This window comes from bacterium (genome assembly GCA_041649255.1).
Lineage (GTDB): Bacteria > Hydrothermota > UBA3073 > JACQXS01 > JAQTXJ01 > JAQTXJ01.
Genome location: JBAZNK010000014.1, coordinates 49575 through 69335 on the forward strand (window position 1 = coordinate 49575; position 19761 = coordinate 69335).

Annotated in this window: 16 protein-coding genes; 1 reads left to right on the forward strand and 15 read right to left on the reverse strand. The window is 37.3% G+C overall.

Annotated elements, in window-relative coordinates:
- Nucleotides 1-108: 108 nt before the first annotated feature.
- The 7 genes from rpoN to WC614_10190 all read right to left on the reverse strand — a co-directional run bounded on the left by rpoN (nucleotide 109) and on the right by WC614_10190 (nucleotide 9177).
- A complete protein-coding gene (gene rpoN, locus WC614_10160; GenBank protein MFA5033370.1) occupies nucleotides 109-1458 on the reverse strand; it encodes an RNA polymerase factor sigma-54 in 1350 nt (449 codons plus the stop codon).
- Nucleotides 1455-2177, reverse strand: a complete 723-nt coding sequence (lptB, locus tag WC614_10165; GenBank protein MFA5033371.1) for an LPS export ABC transporter ATP-binding protein — start codon at nucleotides 2175-2177, stop codon at nucleotides 1455-1457. The genes rpoN and lptB overlap by 4 nt, the downstream gene beginning before the upstream one ends.
- Nucleotides 2165-3046 carry a hypothetical protein gene (locus WC614_10170; GenBank protein MFA5033372.1) on the reverse strand — a complete coding sequence of 294 codons (882 nt, stop codon included), beginning with the start codon at nucleotides 3044-3046 and terminating at the stop codon, nucleotides 2165-2167. The genes lptB and WC614_10170 overlap by 13 nt, the downstream gene beginning before the upstream one ends.
- Nucleotides 3047-3150: 104 nt before the next feature.
- Nucleotides 3151-5211 (reverse strand): T9SS type A sorting domain-containing protein, encoded by a 2061-nt coding sequence (locus WC614_10175; protein ID MFA5033373.1) that lies wholly within the window; start codon nucleotides 5209-5211, stop codon nucleotides 3151-3153.
- A gap of 333 nt (nucleotides 5212-5544) precedes the next feature.
- On the reverse strand, nucleotides 5545-6267 hold the full coding sequence (gene lptC, locus WC614_10180; GenBank protein ID MFA5033374.1) for an LPS export ABC transporter periplasmic protein LptC: 723 nt from the start codon (nucleotides 6265-6267) through the stop codon (nucleotides 5545-5547).
- A gap of 2 nt (nucleotides 6268-6269) precedes the next feature.
- Complete coding sequence (locus tag WC614_10185) at nucleotides 6270-7361, reverse strand: ABC transporter substrate-binding protein (GenBank protein MFA5033375.1); 1092 nt, start codon at nucleotides 7359-7361, stop codon at nucleotides 6270-6272.
- A 130-nt stretch (nucleotides 7362-7491) separates the two neighbouring features.
- The gene (locus WC614_10190; protein MFA5033376.1) at nucleotides 7492-9177 is read right to left on the reverse strand and encodes a right-handed parallel beta-helix repeat-containing protein; all 1686 of its coding nucleotides are present in this window, start codon (nucleotides 9175-9177) and stop codon (nucleotides 7492-7494) included.
- 200 nt (nucleotides 9178-9377) lie between these two features.
- Here WC614_10190 and yidC point away from each other — a divergent pair, with 200 nt between their 5' ends.
- On the forward strand, nucleotides 9378-11015 hold the full coding sequence (gene yidC / locus WC614_10195) for a membrane protein insertase YidC (GenBank protein ID MFA5033377.1): 1638 nt from the start codon (nucleotides 9378-9380) through the stop codon (nucleotides 11013-11015).
- A 297-nt stretch (nucleotides 11016-11312) separates the two neighbouring features.
- On the opposite strand, the gene WC614_10200 is transcribed toward yidC, so the two are convergent.
- The 8 genes from WC614_10200 to WC614_10235 form a co-directional block, all read right to left on the reverse strand.
- Nucleotides 11313-11690 (reverse strand): hypothetical protein, encoded by a 378-nt coding sequence (locus WC614_10200; GenBank protein MFA5033378.1) that lies wholly within the window; start codon nucleotides 11688-11690, stop codon nucleotides 11313-11315.
- A gap of 165 nt (nucleotides 11691-11855) precedes the next feature.
- Nucleotides 11856-12089, reverse strand: a complete 234-nt coding sequence (locus WC614_10205) for an Lrp/AsnC ligand binding domain-containing protein (GenBank protein ID MFA5033379.1) — start codon at nucleotides 12087-12089, stop codon at nucleotides 11856-11858.
- A gap of 194 nt (nucleotides 12090-12283) precedes the next feature.
- The gene (locus tag WC614_10210; GenBank protein ID MFA5033380.1) at nucleotides 12284-12718 is read right to left on the reverse strand and encodes a hypothetical protein; all 435 of its coding nucleotides are present in this window, start codon (nucleotides 12716-12718) and stop codon (nucleotides 12284-12286) included.
- Between the two features lie 25 nt (nucleotides 12719-12743).
- The gene (locus WC614_10215) at nucleotides 12744-14780 is read right to left on the reverse strand and encodes a right-handed parallel beta-helix repeat-containing protein (protein MFA5033381.1); all 2037 of its coding nucleotides are present in this window, start codon (nucleotides 14778-14780) and stop codon (nucleotides 12744-12746) included.
- Nucleotides 14781-14795: 15 nt separating this feature from the next.
- Nucleotides 14796-16940, reverse strand: coding sequence for a TonB-dependent receptor (locus WC614_10220; protein MFA5033382.1), 2145 nt, complete (start codon nucleotides 16938-16940; stop codon nucleotides 14796-14798).
- On the reverse strand, nucleotides 16937-17881 hold the full coding sequence (locus tag WC614_10225; GenBank protein MFA5033383.1) for a hypothetical protein: 945 nt from the start codon (nucleotides 17879-17881) through the stop codon (nucleotides 16937-16939). Before WC614_10225 ends, WC614_10220 begins: the two co-directional genes overlap by 4 nt.
- A complete protein-coding gene (locus WC614_10230) occupies nucleotides 17866-19185 on the reverse strand; it encodes a hypothetical protein (protein MFA5033384.1) in 1320 nt (439 codons plus the stop codon). Before WC614_10230 ends, WC614_10225 begins: the two co-directional genes overlap by 16 nt.
- A gap of 42 nt (nucleotides 19186-19227) precedes the next feature.
- Nucleotides 19228-19659 (reverse strand): hypothetical protein, encoded by a 432-nt coding sequence (locus WC614_10235; GenBank protein MFA5033385.1) that lies wholly within the window; start codon nucleotides 19657-19659, stop codon nucleotides 19228-19230.
- Nucleotides 19660-19761 lie beyond the last annotated feature (102 nt).

A 19761-nucleotide genomic window follows, 5' to 3' on the forward strand; every position in this document is an offset into this window, starting at 1 on the left:
TAATCTCTCTGTTTTCTGTTCTTTTTTTCTCTGCGAGCGGAGTTTATCCCGCTTGGGCGGGACGTCTCTGCGGTGAAAAATTATCTATTTTCTGTGCCTACCTACTACCTACTGCTTCCTCTTGTGCCCGGGCGGGATGCCCAGTAACGTCCTGTATTTTACGACCGTCGTTCGCGCAAGCTTGAACCCCTCGTTCTGTAGTATGCTTAAAATCTGGTCGTCTCGTAGGGGATGTTTTTTATCCTCCCCGCTCACTACTTCCTGCAGCCGCTTGGTGACTTCCGTATAAGCTTTGGGTTTATGCATAGAAAAAAAGCTTTTTAACGTAAGAAGCCCGTAAGGCGTTTGTATCCACTTGTCCTGTATTGCCCTTGAAACCGTAGACGGGTTCCTGCCTATTGCCGCACCTACTTCTTCCAGCGTAACAAAGTTAAAATTCCTTGTCTTGTTATCTAGAAAATCCAGTATGGAATCCTTAATAAACCCGGCTATTTTATTTATTGTTTCCCGTCTTTTTTCAATGCCCTCGATTAATAATTTTGCAGTAGCGATGTTCTGGCGTAAATATTTTCCCGCATCCTTATCTATTGCATTATCCTGATTGTGTAGCATATTCAGATACAACTTTGATAACCTAAGTTTCGGTATCCATTCGTTGTTAGGATAAACAATCCATACTGCCTGCCCGTTATCGTCTACTCTTTGTAGCGTTAAATCCGGTAGCACATACCTTATTTCCCCGCCCATGCCGGCGCCGGGTTTGAGATTGCATAACTTTATACGTGCGATTACTTCGTCCAGTTCGGCTTGAGTTGTGTTCATACTCTCTAATATCTTTTCGTAATTGCTGTGCACTAAATCTTCAAAATGCTTTTCTATTATTTCAAAAGCTATTTCGGGAGTATCATTTTTTAAGTGCAGTTGTATAAGTAAATATTCTTTTATGTCCCTTGACCCTACGCCAACCGGGTCGAAAGTCTGTATCTTCCGCAGAACCGACAGCACCGTTTCCTCGTCTTCGTTCAATATTTCTGCAATCCCTTTGGTAGAAGAAGTAAGAAACCCATCTTCGTTTAATTCATAAATTATGCATTCGCTTATTTTAAGAAGTCGTTCCTCCGTGAATGTAAGCCTTGATTGCAAAATCAATGATTCCTTGAGCGTGGGTGGCGGCGCGGGAACAGGCATCTCTTCTTTCTTTTCGGCTGTTTCCGATAATTTAGGATAAGTATCCCAGTCCTCAACGTCTTCGGTCGGTTCTTCCTTTTCTTTGGGTTCTTCTTTTTCTGTGCTTTCCTCGTTCTCTTTTTCCGTATCATTCTCAAGCACCGGGTTCTGTTCGATGGCTTGTTCTACAAGTTGTCTTAAATCAAGTAATGGGAGAAGTAATAAATCTAACCTTTGTAATAAAACGTGCGATAATTCTAATCTGGTTTGTAAATTCTGCTCAAGTCTCATAGCTTAAATTTTTCGCCTAAATAGAGCTCACGGGCTTGTGGGTCATTTACCAGTTCGTTCGCGCTTCCCGATATTAATATCTTTCCTTCGTATATTATGTAGGCGCGGTCTGTTATTTCAAGCGTTTCTCTTACGTTATGGTCAGTTATAAGAATGCCTATATTATGAGCCTTTAGACTTCTTAGTATGTTTTGAATATCTGCTCTCGCAATCGGGTCAATCCCGGTAAATGGTTCATCCAGTAATAAAAAACTCGGCTTTATCGCTAATGCTCTTCCAATCTCAACTCTTCGCCGCTCTCCGCCGGAAAGCCGATACCCTAAATGGTCTTTTACCCGCTCTATGCCAAGCATCCCCATTATTTCTTTTAATCTTTCTTTCCTTACGGTACGGTCTTTCTCAACGAACTCCAGCACCGCAAGTATGTTTTGTTCGACTGTTAATTGCCTGAATATGGATGCTTCCTGCGGAAGATACCCGATTCCCCGCCTCGCGCGCAAATGCATTGGTTCGTAAGTTATGGCGTCATTATCAAGATAAACTTTTCCGGAGTCGGGCGGGATAAAACCTATTACCATATAGAACGTCGTAGTCTTTCCTGCCCCGTTTGGTCCTAACAGTCCGACTACTTCTCCGTTTTTTACTTCGATGTTGACTTCGTTTACTACGCGTCTCTTTTTATAAGCCTTAACCAACGCTTCTGCCCTTAAAGTTGCCATCTTTTTCCTCTGACATTTCCACTTATTATTAGTTGCTTAATTTTTCTATTAGTCAATAAAATTTTTATCTTTTCCCCCATAATGCTGTCTTCTTTTGAAACAACATAAGGATTATTATAAAGCTCCGCAATGTCTTTTTTGGGAAAGTATATGCCGTAACCGCTGTAACAATTGGTGCTGTCTAATTTGATTACTACGTTACCGATTACTTCAGTCTTGTTGACTTCTTTTAGTGTGTCGCTTTCGAATTTAATCGTATCTCCCGTAATCTCCATAGAATCCGAAAAAGAATAGAACACGGCGCTGTCCCTTACATTACCTTTGCTGACGTCAGCCCGGTAAAATCCTTTATTCCCGCTAATTCTTATTTTTTCTTTGTTGTTTAAGTAAACCATATTTTTATTTATCCACATGCTGTCATCAAGGTATCTGCACATATCCCCTGTCAGGGTTTCGTTTCCTCTATATGCCTTAAACCCGTTATAAATGTTAATGTCTCTATCCCAGAAATATTCACTCAAATTACAATCTATGTTCACCGCTTTAAGCGAATCTCCTTTTGTTATATGAACGGAATCTCTTGCAATAACTTTTTCGGTAGTGATAATTCCGGTGTTAGAGTTAATTATCAAATCTTTATATTTGAACTGAACGTTCCCGTAAAGGTAGACTGTTGAATCCATAAGATTGGAACTATCCGACTTAACCGTATAAGAACGAGGCGCATTTGTTGTGTCTGTTGTAGTGGTGTCCGTCGTATCTTTTACGGCACTTTTGCTTATCATTCCTTTTACAATATTTTTATCTGCCTCTTTATAATGCAACGAATCCGAAATAAGCACCAAAAATATTATCTTAAATATTATCATTTTTCTTTCTTTTTTCTGTCATTCTGAGTGTAACGAAGAATCTCATCTTTACTTTCATTTCTTCTTCTTGTCTCTTAACGTCTCTTCAGATCACTGTTTAATTTCTATTTTATAATTGTAATCTTCTTTGTCGTTTCGGATGCGCCTGCAGTTAGTCTCACAAAATAAATCCCCGATGTCAACCCTTTTGTATTTAATGAAATACTATAAGTTCCTGCCGGTTTTTCTTCATTAACTAATGTCTTTATGCATCGACCTGACAAGTCGTAAATCGTTAACGAAACGTTACTTTTAGCAGGTATTTGGCAACTAATAACTGTTGATTTAGCAAACGGATTCTTACTTATTTTCAATTCCGCATTCCGCGATCCAAAATCCGCATTTTCTTCCACTCCTGTCCCATCATCCTTAAGTACCCAAACCCCGCCTGCTTCGCTACAACTTACATACATCAAACTGTCCTGCGGATTAACTGCAATAGACCCCGGACTTTGTCCTACCTGCATCGTTTGTATTACGGAATTAGTTGCTCCGTCAATTACGAAAATACTACCAAGACCTGCCGTATAAATCTTATTTGTTGTAAAATTTACAGCAAACTGCAAGGGTGAAAACCCGATAGGTATCGTAGCAACAATTGAATCATTTATTCCGTCAATTACTAAAATAGTTTTATCTATAGAATTTGTCACATAAATCTTATTTGTTGTCGGATTTACACAGATACCGGAAAGCCAAGACTCAACGAATACTGAATCTATTACTGAATCACTTGCCCCATCTATCACTAAAACACTACTGTCTAGGGTCGATACGTAAACTTTATTTGTTATTGGATTTACGCAAATCTTATTTGGATAACAATCAACGATACTATCAACTAATGAATTACTTGCGCCGTCAATTATTAAGAGATTGCCAGAGATATCATCTGCCACATAAATTTTATTTGTTGTCGGATTTACACAAATCAACCCCAGCATACTTCCAATAATAGGTAATGTAGCAACAACGGTGTTACTTGTCCCGTCAATTACTGGAATACTATTCATCATCCCATTTGTCACATAAATTTTATTTGTTGTTTGGTTTACACATATAATTATAGGGTAAAATCCGACAGGTATAGTAGCAACAATTGAATTATTTGCTCCGTTAATTACAGAAACGTTATTTTGTCCTGCATTTGCTACGTAAATCCTATTGGTGGCAGTATTTACACATATCCCACGTGGACTAGCCCCGACAATTACCGTAGAAACTACTGAATTAGTTACTCCCTCAATCACTGAAACATTATCACTATAACTATTTGCCACATAGATTTTATTTGTTGTTGGATTTACGCATATGCCGGAAGGATAATGTCCAACGATTGTAGTATTAATTACGGAATTATTTGTTCCGTCAATCACTGAAACATTATCAAATGAGGAATTTGCCGTATAGATTTTATTTGTTGTTGTGTTTACACAGATATTCTTAGGAAAATATCCGATAGGTATTGTATCAACTATTGAGGCAGTCATCTCATCGATTACAGAAATAACCGTATCGTAACTATATATTACATAAATTTTATTTGTTATTGGATTTTCACAAATACCGGAAGGACCAAACTTGGCAGATATTGTATCAATTACGGAATTGTTATTTCCATCAATTACTGAAATATCATCCCACCCATTATTTGCTACATAAATTTTATTCGTTGTTGGATTTAAGCAAATACTCCGGGGATAATACCCGACAGGTATTGTATCAACTACGGAATTAGTTGTCCCATCAATTACTGAAACATTATTACGATAATAATTTGTCACATAAATCTTATTCGTCGTCGGGTTTACACAAATACCGGAAGGGCAAGAATCAACACTTATTGTAGCATCAACTGTATTGTTCCCCCCGTTAATTACGGAAACAGTATTACTGCTCCAATTTGCCGTATAGATTTTATTTGTTGTCGGGTTTACACAGATGGCGTTAATAGAATACCCGACGTTTATTGTGGCAATAACTGAATCATTTGTTCCATCAATTACCGAAATATTATCACTCCCGGAATTTGCTACATAAATCTTATTTGTTGTTGGGTTCACCGCTACCGCAGTCGGGTACTTTCCATTTCCTGCTTGCGGTCTTAATAATATACTGTCAACCACCGATACCTTCGCCCATACACACTGATTCAGTATTGTAACTACAACCGCTATTAATATATTTAGTTTTTTTATATTTCCCCCTGCTTTTATCTCTTTTTTATCCTGCCTGCCTGCCAGTCTTTTTGGTATGTCCTATTTTTCTATGTTTTATTTTCTGTTCCCTGCTCACTGATTTGCTGATATTCTGATACCCTCTTTTATGGGTGCCCACATTTTATAATTTCCTATTTTTTGTGGTCACCTGTTTTAAATCTTTTTGTCTCGTTCAACATTTCCCCTCTGTTTTTCTTTCCTCTGCGTACTCTGCGACTCTGCGGTGAAAAACTCTTTTTCTCACTTCACCGTATCCTTCTCAGTCTCCGTATTTGTTTTTGTATTCGGTATTTCTTTTCTTATTATCGTATCTTTTTTAGCCACAGCTCTTGTCGTGTATTCCCTTATTTTCATTCCCCCAATTTCCGATTCTTTTTTCATCTCGTTCTTCTGTTCCGCTTGAGAGGGAGGCTTGCTCACTCCTATACTGTCAATCTTTCCTAACGTCCCCACTCCACTGCCGGAAGTCTCTTTTAATTTTATATTAGTTAAATCCGGGTTGCTTTCAAAGTTCTTCCCCGAAATCTTTTTGTCTTTTGTCGTAATTAAAACTTGTTCTTCCGTGTATATTTTCTGGCGAGCGTTTGACCATTTCAGTTCATTTGACTCGAGTACTGCCCCCTCTATCCCCGTAACTTTCACGTTTCCAAATGCTTCCATATCATCAGTCTCCGTAAAAAGCGTTCCGCTGTCCGCCAACAACTCCCCATAAAAAGCGCCTTTCTTAAAGAAATTAAGTTTTATCCTGTATACCAGTGTCGTCTCCGAATATACAATTGCTTTTGATGCTGCCAGCTTGAAACTCGTCTCCCCATTCGCACATTCGGTCAAGTTGAAATTCATTATTACCTGACTGCCGTCAGGCAGGTTTTTTTCAAAATCGGAAACCGAATCGTGTTTTTTCTGCCCCTTGCATCCTGCCGTTAAAAGCAACAAAATAAGGATATTAAAATATCTAATCATATTTATTTTGGTATAAACTTTTGCTGTAAAGATGAATTCCCTTTGAAAAACCTGAGAATCGTAACTTCTTTTACCGGGTCGCGCCCGTTCTTAAAACTTACTTTTCCCGTAACTCCGGTAAAGTTATCCACTTTCCTCAACTCATCTCTTATCCCTGCGCTTGTGGTATCATTCAATTTCAGCGTTCCTATCAAACGAATCGCATCATATCCCAATGCGCCGAAACTCGTCGGTTCCATCGAAGTTGCATTCATATAAGAATTTCTGAATTTCTTCGCCTTAACATCGTTCTTGAAAAAATGAGAAGAATAAAAATAAAACCCGTTATACTCTTTTGTCATATTTATTAGTTCCTGCGAATCCCACCCGTCGCCACCCATAAGAGGGCAGGTTATTCCAAGTTGCGCTGCCTGTTTGATTATATTTTCCGCTTCTTTATAATAACTTGCAACAAATATGCAGTCAACGTTTTTTACGATTAATGCCTGTAATTGAGTTCTAAAATCCGTATCTCCTGAAGTATAAACCGCCTCTTTTGCTATCTCTCCGTTTATTTCCTGGAACCTCTTCTCAAAAGCCGATGCAAGTTCCTTGGAATAAATATTATCATAGTCAAGCAATACTCCTGCTTTTGTTTTCCCCATAGCATAACGGATAAACTCAGCCATTCCTTTCCCCTGCATTGTGTCGCTATAACATAAACGATATATACGGGAAGACATTATTGTAACACTCGGCGCAGTAGCCGCAGGCGCAATCAGCGGAACATTCAAGCTGTCTATTAAACGGGCAACCGCCATTACCGCGGAACTCGTAAGAGGACCTACTATGATTTTGCATCCCCCGTAAAAAAGTTTTCTTACTGCAGATGCCGAAGCGGATGGATTCCCGGAATCATCTTCCACGCTCAATATAATATGTTTATCTTCCATTACCAACTCATCTGCCGCAAGTTTCATCCCGTTCAGACAACCGTTCCCGTATTCCGATAAAGCTCCCGTCAAAGGAAGAACTACTCCAACTTTTATGCTCTGTCCGTAAGTTATACCTGCCACCGACAGCAAGACTATGAGTACCAATTTTATATTTTTCATAAACACATTCCTCTTTATTTTGTTATTATATCTGATTCTCAATATTTGCAACAATAATTTTATTGTATTGTATTTATCTTCTTGTCTTCGTAGGAAACGGCAGTCGTAACAGGTTAATTACAGCTTATGTTTATTTCACCAATATTAGTTTATGGGTTTCTTTATAATCTCCCACAACAAACCTTACAAAATAAATCCCTGCCGACAATTCCTTGCCATCTAAACCAACAGTATAATTTCCTGCTTCTTTCTTTCCGTTAACGATTGTCTTTATCGTCCTTCCGGTTAAATCGTGAATCGTCAGTCTGGTATTTGTGTATTCAGGAACGGAATAACGAATAGAAGTCGAACTAAAAAATGGGTTTTTCAGTATCTTTAATTTTGATATTTGATTTTTGATTTTTGCATTTTCTTCTACACTAACGGGGTGATACTCATAACATCCCATATCATAAGCGCTTCCGTATGGTCGTCCAAAATATTCTAAATCAAACGCCGGCACATCCAAAGATGTCCCGCTATTTATTGCCGGACTTCCAACTTGTAAATGATAATTCCCATCACTGCCCCATGCAGGTGACTTGAATAACGGCGCCCGACAAAGATTCCCGCTCCCAAGAACTCCGGTCTCCATATCCGTAGAATCATAACTTGTTCCTCCAACCTCCAGCTGTTCGCTGTTTCCCGATATATAAATTAAACTGTGGTCCATTATTAAATTTATATGCTCTCCCACAAATACCGGACTCCCATTCCCCTCTATTATAACATTCCGTAACATTATTTCCATCGGCACTGTTTGCTCATACCCCATATATGAGGGGTAACTTCCATCAACGTTAACGTCGTGAATGGTTACATTTACTAGCTCAAACCTCGCTCCGGAATCAGGCATATCCGCTATCACAAGTGATGTCCACGGTGTCTGGGTTGCATTGCCGTCGCCACGCCCATACACTAAAACATTCTCTACTCTCGTGCCGGTACCCCAGAGCTTTAAGCCATCACAAGAATTATTCGCTACTATACAATTATGTATATACGTGCTTTCTACTTTGGAATCCAACCCGTCTCCCCTGTTATGCATTGAAACTGTATTTGCAATCTCTATTGGCCCGGAACTCGGCTCTATCCCAAAACCATCAGGCCTATCATATGGCGATGGCCCCGGCCCACCTTGGTAATAATGCCCGCTGTAACTCAACGTGCAACTCTCTACTACTACATTTCTCCAGCCACCTTGCACTCCCGTTGGTCCTCCAATACTTCCAAATCCACAGTAACTAATAGTACAATTTGTTATATTCAAATCACTGGCATCCTGAATGTCCATCCCGAATTCATCCAGATGATGAATATAAAGATTCCTTAATACGCAATGCGCTATCAAACCATAGCAATTAACCCCTTCTCTGAAATTCTGCCCCCCTAAATTTGTTATCTCAAGGTTTTCTATAACAATGTAACTTTTATCGGTTATTTCTATTGCCGAAGAAAGATTATTCCTGCCCTGTAGGATCACACCGCTATCTCCCTTGATTACCGTCCAATTATTTATTGTTCCCGATGGTGGAGTTATCATATCATCCCAGTATGTAGAAAGCGTGTATTGCCCGCCTCTTATTATTAAAGTATCCCCGCCTAACATTTCTTTTGACCCGTATCCCGGAGTTGCCCATGGCGCAGCAAAAGTCCCGTTCCCCGTATCTGCGCCGGTTGTAGAAACATAATGCGTATTCGCAAATGTATTGCTAATTAATCCAAGTAAGCATATAAGAATTGTTAGAGTTCTTTTCACGAATTTATATTCTCCCATTTTCCCTCCTGTACATATTATTCTTTAGTTTGTATAGAGCAACAATTAGTTTATTCTGAAAACCTACTATTAATGATGTTGATAATATTAATATGCTTCCCATTTGTCAAGACAAGAGAGAAAATGTCGTTTAAAAGAGAAGACAGTTCCAAATATTTGTGTTGACAATTACGAGTTTTACCCCATAATAAACACTTTAAATGGATAAAAGACCAATTATCGGAATAGTTCTTATATTTTTGGTTCTTATAGGGTGGCAAACCCTAATCATAAAGCGAAGCCCGAAACAAGTTACTGCTCCGGTAAAACAGACGGATACTGCAACGACTACGAATCCGGTGGGTTTACCCGCCATTAGCGCCACATCTAAGGATGTAATTGCTGCTTCTACGGATACTCTCGAAGATACCGTCGTCGTGAAACTTGACACCATAATTACTTCTTCGCTTAAGGTTATAATTGACCCCGTTGGCGCAAGTATCGTATCTATTAATTTATCTCAATACGAAAGCCATCATAAGAAAGGAACGGAACTCGTTCCTTCCGGAAATAGTGGAATAAAAGATATAATAGAAACTAATAAAAACGAAAAAATTGACCTTAGTAATTTAATATTCCGATTAGTAGAAAACACTCCTAATAAATTGGTATACGAAACCACACTCCCATCAGGAGAAACAGGTCGTAAAATATATAGTTTTTCGGATTCATCATATAGTATAGGTCTTGAATATACATTTCCTAATACCTATCGTCATACGGTTCGTTGGGATGCAGGGATAGCGTCTACTGAAAAAAAGCTTGATCTGGAATTAAGATATTTCGGAGGAGCCGCAAATGCCGGGAAAGAAGTGATTTCAAAAACTTTGACACAACTTGATACTGCATATTTTACGGAACAGGGAACTATAGACTGGGTGGGATTAAAAAATAAATATTTTCTTATTGCATTAATACCGCTGGGAGAGACTGAATCTTATTCTATGCGCAGGTTTGCAAAAGGCGCTGTTGGCGGCGGTTGTATGATGGGCGGTGGATGCGCAACCGCACCAAAAGACCCCGAAGCGACAAGAGTAGGAGTATCTTTGACTACGAAAACATCTACGGGAGAATATAATTATAAACTATATGCCGGGCCCCTTGATTATGAACTTATGAATAAAATGCATTCTACTCTCGGGGAATCCTGCTATTTCGGATTTAAATGGATAAGACCCATTTCCAGGTTTTTCTTGAAGTTTTTCCTGTTCTTGCATAAGGGAATATCCAATTATGGAATAATAATTATAATATTCTCTTTACTGATGACGATAATATTTTTCCCGCTGACTGCTATGAGCCAGAAATCGGCAATTGCTATGCAAAGAATGCAGCCGAAACTCAAGAGCTTGCAGACGAAATATAAGGGCGACCCAAAGAAAATGAACCAGGAAGTAATGGATCTTTACAGGAAAGAAGGCGTAAGCCCGGTGTCCGGATGTTTGCCTCTTTTAATCCAGATGCCAATATTTTTTGCCTTGTATGCAATTCTTGATACTTCAATAGTGTTGAGAAATGCGATCTTTATTCCTCACTGGATAGAAAATCTTTCAGAACCTGACCCGTTCTTTATTTTACCGATTGCTATGGGGATTATGATGTTTATCCAACAGAAAATGCAATCTTCACAGATAAGTGACCCGATGCAGAGACGAATGATGTATTTTATGCCAATTATGTTTACGGTAATATTCTTAAACTTCCCTTCCGGGCTTGTAATTTATTGGTTCATTTATAATACGTTCTCTGTTATTCAAACGAACATAATTAAGAAGAAACTGGCTCTTGACGGAAAATAAGAGGCTTTTACTTACTTAACTTAATTCAAAATTCTTCCATTTTTTTCGTCTTAATTTCAGTAATAATTTTTAATGTAATTATGTAGGGAACAGGCATGCCTGTTCCCTACAATGCTTGATGAAAATATAATACCGTTAGGTCAATTCCACAGATAACATTTTTTCATTAGACTATTTCCCAAATTGTGAAAAATTATACTGCAGCAAGAAAGGCAATCTAAAATATCTGCTTCAAACTGCGGAAAACAAAACTCGTAGATACTTATTTTGGGTATTAATTTTTTAATATTTAATTTTCTATGCTTGGTGTATAAATCCTATTTGTCCCTTTTCGGTGTCCCTATCGATTTTTTCTACGCTATATACTAACTGGACGGAACTTTGATGAACAAGAATAGTTTTTTCGGTAACCAGGTCATCAATACAATGAAATGCAATTAAATTTGGATTTTGATAACTAATATTACTAATCTGGTGCTCCCGGTCATTATGAAGAATTACTTTTAAAACCAGTCTTTCATCCGGGTTCAGACTATTTTCGGCTTCCCGTATCCATTTTTCTAATCGCTCTACAAAAGTGCTTGCGAGATTATTTACCTGTGAAGGCGTCGTATCCATTCCCGGAATTATTGGCATATACGTTTTCATTCTTGAACGGTTTATTTGGTCATCCATATTTTCCTCCTCTATGACTTATATTATTAAAGTAGACTAATATCCCTGTTCTTTCTTTTTGGCAAGAAAAATCTATTGTAAAAAATTAACGAGAATAAAAAAGATAGAAAAACCATCCGGATATGCGTCTTATAAAAGGAAAATAATTTATTTTAATAAGGGCTTTTATTCGACTACAATACAGGTAGTAGTAGAACTTACGCTATCCATCTTATGTATTTTCCCGGCAACCATATTGCCAAGCTCTTTAACATTATTTGATTTAAGAAATGCAATTATATCACAATTGCCAGTAACCATATGAGCTTCTTTTATTTCGGGGAGTTTCCTTATTTCTGTTAAAGCCTGCACGGTCTTTCCTGCGGTTGTTTTTATAAAAACATAATACAATACTTCCATTTAAACTCCCTTTTTAATAACCTTACCACTTCTATGATATCCCGGGTTTCCATTTTTGCAAGAAAAACTTCTTCTAAAAAACAAATACAAAGAATGGAAATATATAAAAACACGTTAGACAACAGTGGGTAGAGAACAAAATGGAATAAAAGAAAGACAAAAATGAAAAAATTTGACAGGAAAAGAATAACGTTTTATTTTGTATACACAAATGCCTGTCCCTTTATTGTAGAATACTCTTGGGAATTAGAAATGCTTATGCCATTTGTAGATGCCTTTGTTTGTTGGCTCTCGACCGTAAGTTCCATTGGAGAATATATGCCGATTATGCCATCCGCCCCTAGTTTAGCTGCTTTCTTTTTCATGTCTTTTATATAGTCTTCAAGTTTTGGGCCTTTTTTATTAATCCAGTAATCGGAATTGGGGGAAGTCTCTATAATTCCAATTATACTATATGGTTTGTCAGGCTGAGCTCCTTCAAAGTAAACTTCTATTTCTTCGGGTAGCTTATGCTTGGGAATATAATTATGGTCAAACATTAGAAACTCGGTTTCCATCGGAACGCCACATCCCATAAATATAAGAATAAAGAGAAAGTTTAATATTGTCAAAAATCTAAAAGTTTTCATTCCTCTCCTTTATAAATTTTCCAAATTATTTCATCAACACTAGTTTTGTTGTTGTTTTTAAATTACCTACTACCAGTTTTGCAAAATAAATTCCCGATGACAAATCTTTTCCGGAGAAAGTTATGCTATAAGTTCCGGCGGGTTTTTGTTCGTTTACAAGAGTTTTTACGGGCCTGCCGGTGATGTCATAAATCTTGAGAGTTAAAAGTTGAGAGCTCAGAGTAGAGAGTTTTGGCAATTGATAAGTGATAACTGTTGAGTGGGAAAATGGGTTTTGTCCTATTTTTAAATCCATATTCCGAAATCCAAAATCCGAAATGGATGGTTCTTCTATCCCATAATTTCCTTTATAAAAAACCAGTAATTTTTGCGAAGTATCTGTGTTTGCAGTAATGATTACGATGGAACCTCCGGTATCTGCTTTTACTATGTTGTAAATATCATCAAGCCGAATAGTATCGTTTCCGGCGGAAATTTTTACAATTACTTCCCCCTGGTATATCCCGGAATTCGTATCCGTTTCGAGCAATGCTGTTGCAATGCCTGTTGGATAACAATTTGTTTTGATAATTGCAACGGCTGCTTCTCTGAGTTTCGCATTTCTATCTTGCCCGTATATTCTGAGATATAGCGTATCAGGATTATTTTCAAGAGAATCTATTACAAATGAATAAGTGCTGTCATAATTGCGAATAGAGTCTATTGTGATAGGTTCACCGGGCGCTCCCGATACAAAATTATACATACCGGGTGTATATACACTTTGTCCCTGTATATGTTTTGCGATTTCTGTCGTAGCGGTGTCCCACCAAAAATTATTTTTCAAAGGAAGCGGAAGGATTGTGTTATTGAAAATTTCAATTTCCGATTGTAAGGTATTGTAATACAGATTTGAGTAAGAAATTGTGGTTGTATCTGCGTCTGCCGTCAGGTAAACAGCACCGATTCCTGTGCTTGCAATATCGCCGTTATCCACTATAAAACAACTGTCAAAAAAAGCTTTGCCGCTATTCATATTGAAAACAGCACTTCCTCTTTTACTTCTATTCAAGGCAATGACACAATTTTTGATTTTAGTTTTAATTGAATTATAATAATTATCAATAAAAAATCCTCCGCCGCATCCATAATTAGTGTAATTGCCTGCTATCATATTATTTGTAATCGTAGACGTAGAATGATACATATAAATTCCGGCGCCATTATATTTAGCTGAGTTGTTTGTTATTGTGTTGTGGGTGATTGAGTCGGTGCACTGGCTAATGTAAATACCTCCACCATAATCAGCTGAGTTGTTCGTTATCGTGTTCTGAGTAATTGAATTGGGGTATCCGCTAACATAAATCCCTCCGCCATAATCAGCCGAGTTGTTTGTTATTGTATTCTGGGTAATTGAACTTGTGTATTGGCTATAAATACCCCCGCCATAAGTGGCAAAATTATCTTTTATTATATTGTTTTCAAGGGATAGAAAACTGCCATAGGTAGCATTATTGATTATTCCGCCGCCATAAGTGGCAATGTTGCTCTTTAGTACGCAGTTTTTTATTATCGGTGCCGAATAGCTGGATCTAAGACCTATCCCCCCGCCATAACCAGCAAAGTTATTTGTTATAATGCAGGAATCTATGGTTGGAGAAGCATAGTAGCAGTAAATCCCCCCCCCGGAGTTATCTTCCGAGGAACTCCCTTTTGCATTTCCATCTTTTATTGTGAAGCCTTTTATTACGGTTGTGTGTGAAGACGTATCTGACCCAAAATTATAACAATATATTACATGGTAAGATGAGCAGGCGGCAGCGCTGTTAAATCCGCTCAATGTGCAAGATTGAGCGCCATTAGCGCTCATGAAAGTTACGTTTTTTTTCATTCTAATCCCATAGTATAAACTTACTTCTCCTGCATAATAAGTTCCATTATGAACCATAACAGTATCATAAGAAGAACTTACATTTATTGAGTCCTGGATTCCCTGTGCACTATCCGAGACGAACACATCCCTTATTGTTCCCTTAAGAAAAGTAGGAATGAGTAATAACATAATTATAATTTTTTTCATCATTCTCCTCTTGTTTATCTAAAAAATTGTAAAATCTACGCCTAAGAAAGCAAGTCTTGGCAGCATATAGATAGGTTGCCGTTGGGTTTCAATATAATCATAAAATTGAACATTCCTATGTTGAAATACATTAAGGATAGTGAAATATATATTTCCGGTTGTTTTAGATATGTGAAATTCTCTTTCAATTTTTATGTCCAATCTGTCATAAGACGGGTAGCGTTCCGAGTTTTTGGGTCCCTTGAACATAATCCATTTGCCAAGCCGGTTATTCCACCACCAACCTGCGATCGGGGTAAAGGGTCTGCCTGAAGAATGCCTGTAAGTAGTGCTTATTGCATATTTACCGAAAGTATAAACACCTATTAAATTCAAAGAAACAGGCTGGTCTGCGTCAAAATCCGTAAGGTTCTTGTTAAATAAGCTTGTCCTTCTTGTTTTAGAAAACGAACAGGAGCCCCAGCCAAAGAAATTATTTGTAAATGATTTTTTAACAAACGTTTCTATTCCTCTTGCAAACCCATACCCGCTGCAATTTGAAGATATGCTCATATTCTTTTCATCAACAAATATATATCCCAAATTACTGATTTTATTTTCATAGAATTCAATTTTTCCGAAAATGTCTTTAGATATTTCTCTCTCTATTCCTATTAAATAGTGATTGGACTTCGCAGGCGTAATTCCCGGCGCAAGTATCAACACCTCAGGTGCCTGGAATTGCTGGTAATATCCCCAGGCAATAGAAAAAGAAGTTTTAGGATTGTAGAAATATGTTAATCTGAGCCTGGGACTCATAATAGCCCGGTCAATTAATGAACTATAATCAAATCTTGAGCCTGATGATAGAGTAATTTTACTTGTGACGGGAGTATTTAAAGTTAAGTAAGCGCCATATTGGGTTGTGGAGGTGTCTGCAAACAAACGTATAGGTATATTCCATTTTTCAAGTCCCATAAATTCAACAGGCAAGTCATCGTCTATAGAATAATCGAGGTACGAAGAAGAAATTCCCCACTCAAGAGATTTGTCTTTGAGAAATTTGAATTCGCCGGTTTGGGTTATCCCGGTTTTTTTTAAGAGCTTATTTTTATTTTTTACGGTTGAATCAATCCAGTTGGCATACCTGGAAAGATAAGTATGGTAAATTACCGTTCTGAGAGGTTGGTTTAGCATAGTAGTGTAATAATTTAAGACATAAGTATTACTTACATTATTCCAGTTAATATTCACGCCGTTATCTTCTATAATACTACCGGATACGGATGCTGCATCCTCCATCAATAAACTGCTTAACGATATTTTATTATTTTTACCAAGAGAAAAGGATAATTTATTCTGGAAATTCTGATAGGCGGGCAAAATCATAGTCGAATCTTCTATTCCTACAAGAGGGGCGATGGCTTTAAAATAATTTTTTCTTGCAGAGAAAATATAAGAACAATTATTTGAAAGAGGAAATTCTGTTTCAATTCCGGCTTCCAACAAATCTGCGTTTATTTTTGTTACTCTTTTTTCAGAAGATCCTTCTCTTGTTGTGACATCAAGGACTGCGGATAATCTGTCTCCGTATGATGCCGGGAATCCGCCGCAGGAGAATCTTACATCTTTAAGTAAATTTACGTTAAAAGCCGACACGGCTCCGAAATAGTGTTGTGGACAAGCAATTTCGCCTCCATCCATCAGGTAAAGGTTTTCGTCGGGAGTGCTGCCACGAACATAAAGCCACCCAACAAGGTCAGATACCGAATAGACACCCGGAAAAGACTGTAGAGTCCTAAAAAAATCCAATTCTGCGAAAGGGAGTTTTTTTAGTTCTTTTACATCTATTCCTCTGAAAGATGGTTCAAGAATACGTTCTCCAAGCACCCTGACTTCTTCGAGTTTAAAAGTTTTTTTTTCTACCGGGATAGATAACTCTAATTCTTGTTTGGGGGAAAGTTTTACGTTTATGGTTTTACCTATGTATCCGACATGAGATGTTTTTATTTTGTAATTTCCTGCCTTGAGTTGGGTATAGAATTTGCCCGAAGAGTCGGTAATTGCACCATAAGCTCCATTGTTTATAAATAAGCTGACAAAGGGAACTGGGTTAAGGGTTTCAGCATCATAAACGACTCCTGAAATAGATGCGGCAGTAATAAAAAAGGCAAGCAGAATCATCGTAATTTTTCAACTTTAAGAATAATTAAAGACTTGTTTTGAAGATAATATATATAATCGCCCTCTGTTTTTAAAGAATAACCTCTTCCCAGCATTTTCTCAATTACACAAAGATAAGAAGGAGTTTGTGCATTCAACAGGTATAATGTAGAAGTGTCTGTGGCTATTCCGTATTTGTCAAAATCGAAATCCAGTATTTCTCTTGGAAATTCAAGAAAGCGGATGGACTCAAGCGCTTGTCCCTTAGTTTTTGTAATATATATTCCCCAAAAACTTCCTCTGCGATATAAATATTCGCCATTCTTTTTGAGCCCCGTCCCATCATATGTTGTTATTTCAGAAATGTCTATGGGTAAGGGTTGGGTGGGGTTTGAAAAGTCGTAAACCAAAAGAGAATTATAGAACAGCAGATATCCAATTTTGTCTTCAATAATATAATCTTCGATTTTTTTCCCAAAACCTACTGTTCCAAGAAGCACAGGATTAGACGGGGATGATATATTTATTATTAATAAGTTGCCGACGCTTGTTTTGATATAAGCATAATTTCCATTTATTTTTATATTTTCGACAGTAGTATTAAGGGCTAATTTTCCAACGATTTGGGAAAGAGAATTAATATTCTTGATAAAAAGCGTATCGGGGGAGATGATGTAGAAATAGGGGTCGTTTATAAAGGCATCTTTTATTTCCTGCCCCACGACAAAATAACAATCAGACGATTTTGGCCTAACCTTGTCAGAGATGTTCACCACTTGTAAGTTGTAATCTCCTATTATATAAGCTTTGTTGTTGTATATCCTAAGGATACCCTCAATGCTCAATGTTGTATTTGATAATAAGTTCAGGTAAATTCCATTAGCATCTTCCTTTGGCGCATTGAGACCGAAGTCGCAGCCTATACAAAAGATAAAAAGTAAAATAGTTATTTTTCTTTGCATAGTTTTATTATAGATATTCCATCGGATGAAGAAAGCTGATATAAATAATCTTTATTTGCAGCTATATCATAGATAGAAAATGAATGGTTAATGCTTCCTTCCAAAGGATTATTAATCCCATTTAGTTCAAGAATCCCACCGGAAAGCGATACAAGGCAATTATTGGAGAATAAAAATGATCCTGAAAAACCATAAGAGGAGGTCGATAGGGTACCCAATTTATTAATTGTCGGTAGTGCCGAAATATCAAAAATAGTAATTATCGGGTAACTGTAAGAATTATCTACTGTAAACAATGTGTCTCCGGAGATGCAAAGGTTGTTTATGAAAGAATTGCAGTTATAACTATTAGCTATTGAAGGATGAAGTGGGTCTGAAATATCATATACATATATCTTATAATCGCCGAATAACAAGAGATAGTTTCCAACGGTTGCAACATTCCGTAAAGAATAATCTTCGCATCTTATTGAATCCGTGACAAAAGGATGGTCCGGTTGGGAAGCATTAATTATGGATACATAATAAGAGGAAGTTTTTAGATACACCGCAGGATAGGATACTGCGAGTATGTTATAGGTGTATGATGAAGAGCTATACGATACTCTGCAGGAGCCTGATAATTTGGGAGAAGAAAGGGTAGCTATTGAGTAAGTTCTAATAACATAATAGCCGGAATCATCTCTTGCAAGAAAGAAAAGATAATTTCCTGATTTCTCCATTCCATAGAAGTAGTTTACACTACTGTCCGTAAAAGATGAAATAAATGCAGGATTAGCCGGATTACTTAAACTCAGGATATAAAAAGAATTTGATGTTGAATAATAGGATTTGTAGCCTCTGATATATGCATAATTATCCTTTATAATAATTTGGCTGCCTCCCGGAATACTGTTGTATTCGGTAACAAGAGGAAAACGTTCCCTGAATGACGCAACATCAGACCATTCCCCCCATGATTTTTCAGAAGCTTCTTCTCTCCTTGCTCTTACTTTCCAGAAACAATGCTCTTCGAACAATTTAGAAGGAGAGGTATGAGAGTAGCTTGTGATTATAGATATTGTAGAAGTGAAGTTGCTGTCCGATGAGTAAAGGATTTCATAAACTCTACCTGAAGGGTATAACGTGTCGTCATCTATGGCTTCCCACTCTAAAATAGAAGGATTGTTATACATAAGAGTATCTCCTATTGGATAGGTTAGTTTAGGTGGAGGAGGAGTATTAATTAAATCATTTGGGTTTGTAAATTGTTTACGGTTACAGGCTAAGAAGAACAAACATATTATAACGAGTTTATATTTCATAATAAATTTCTCTTAATTTTTAAATTGTTGATAGTTGCTATTTTAACTGCGTTTACAAAATATAGACAATCCTATTCCTTTTTTAGCCGGGCTGAAAGTCAGTCCCGGCGTTACTTCCAGTTCTTTATTGCCTAAATTAATATGGAGTTTTTGTATAGAACCCTGCGTTTTGGGCTGTTTTGCAAGTTTTTCTGAAATGATGGAAGCTGCTATACTTATACCCGCAGTCCACATAGATATATCCCTAATGTTTTCGCATAGTTTGGTGTTTTCACGATATTTTTCGCAATCATCGGGATCTTCCACTTCTTTGTATTTAGTGTAATAATATTCAACGAACCAATCGGATGCGATAGCGGTAAGAGACGAACATAAGGATACATATCTGAGTTTCTTTGTTACAGGCGGGATTATTTGTTGCGCCTCAGAAATTTCGGCTATAAAAACAAATATCAAGCAAAATATAATCCTCATTGTTTTCTTACAATAAAAAAGTTTTTCATTTTTGTCAAGTGAGAATAGCAATACATGAAAATTAACTATCAAATATTAATTAGAAAGAGGATTTATCCCAAT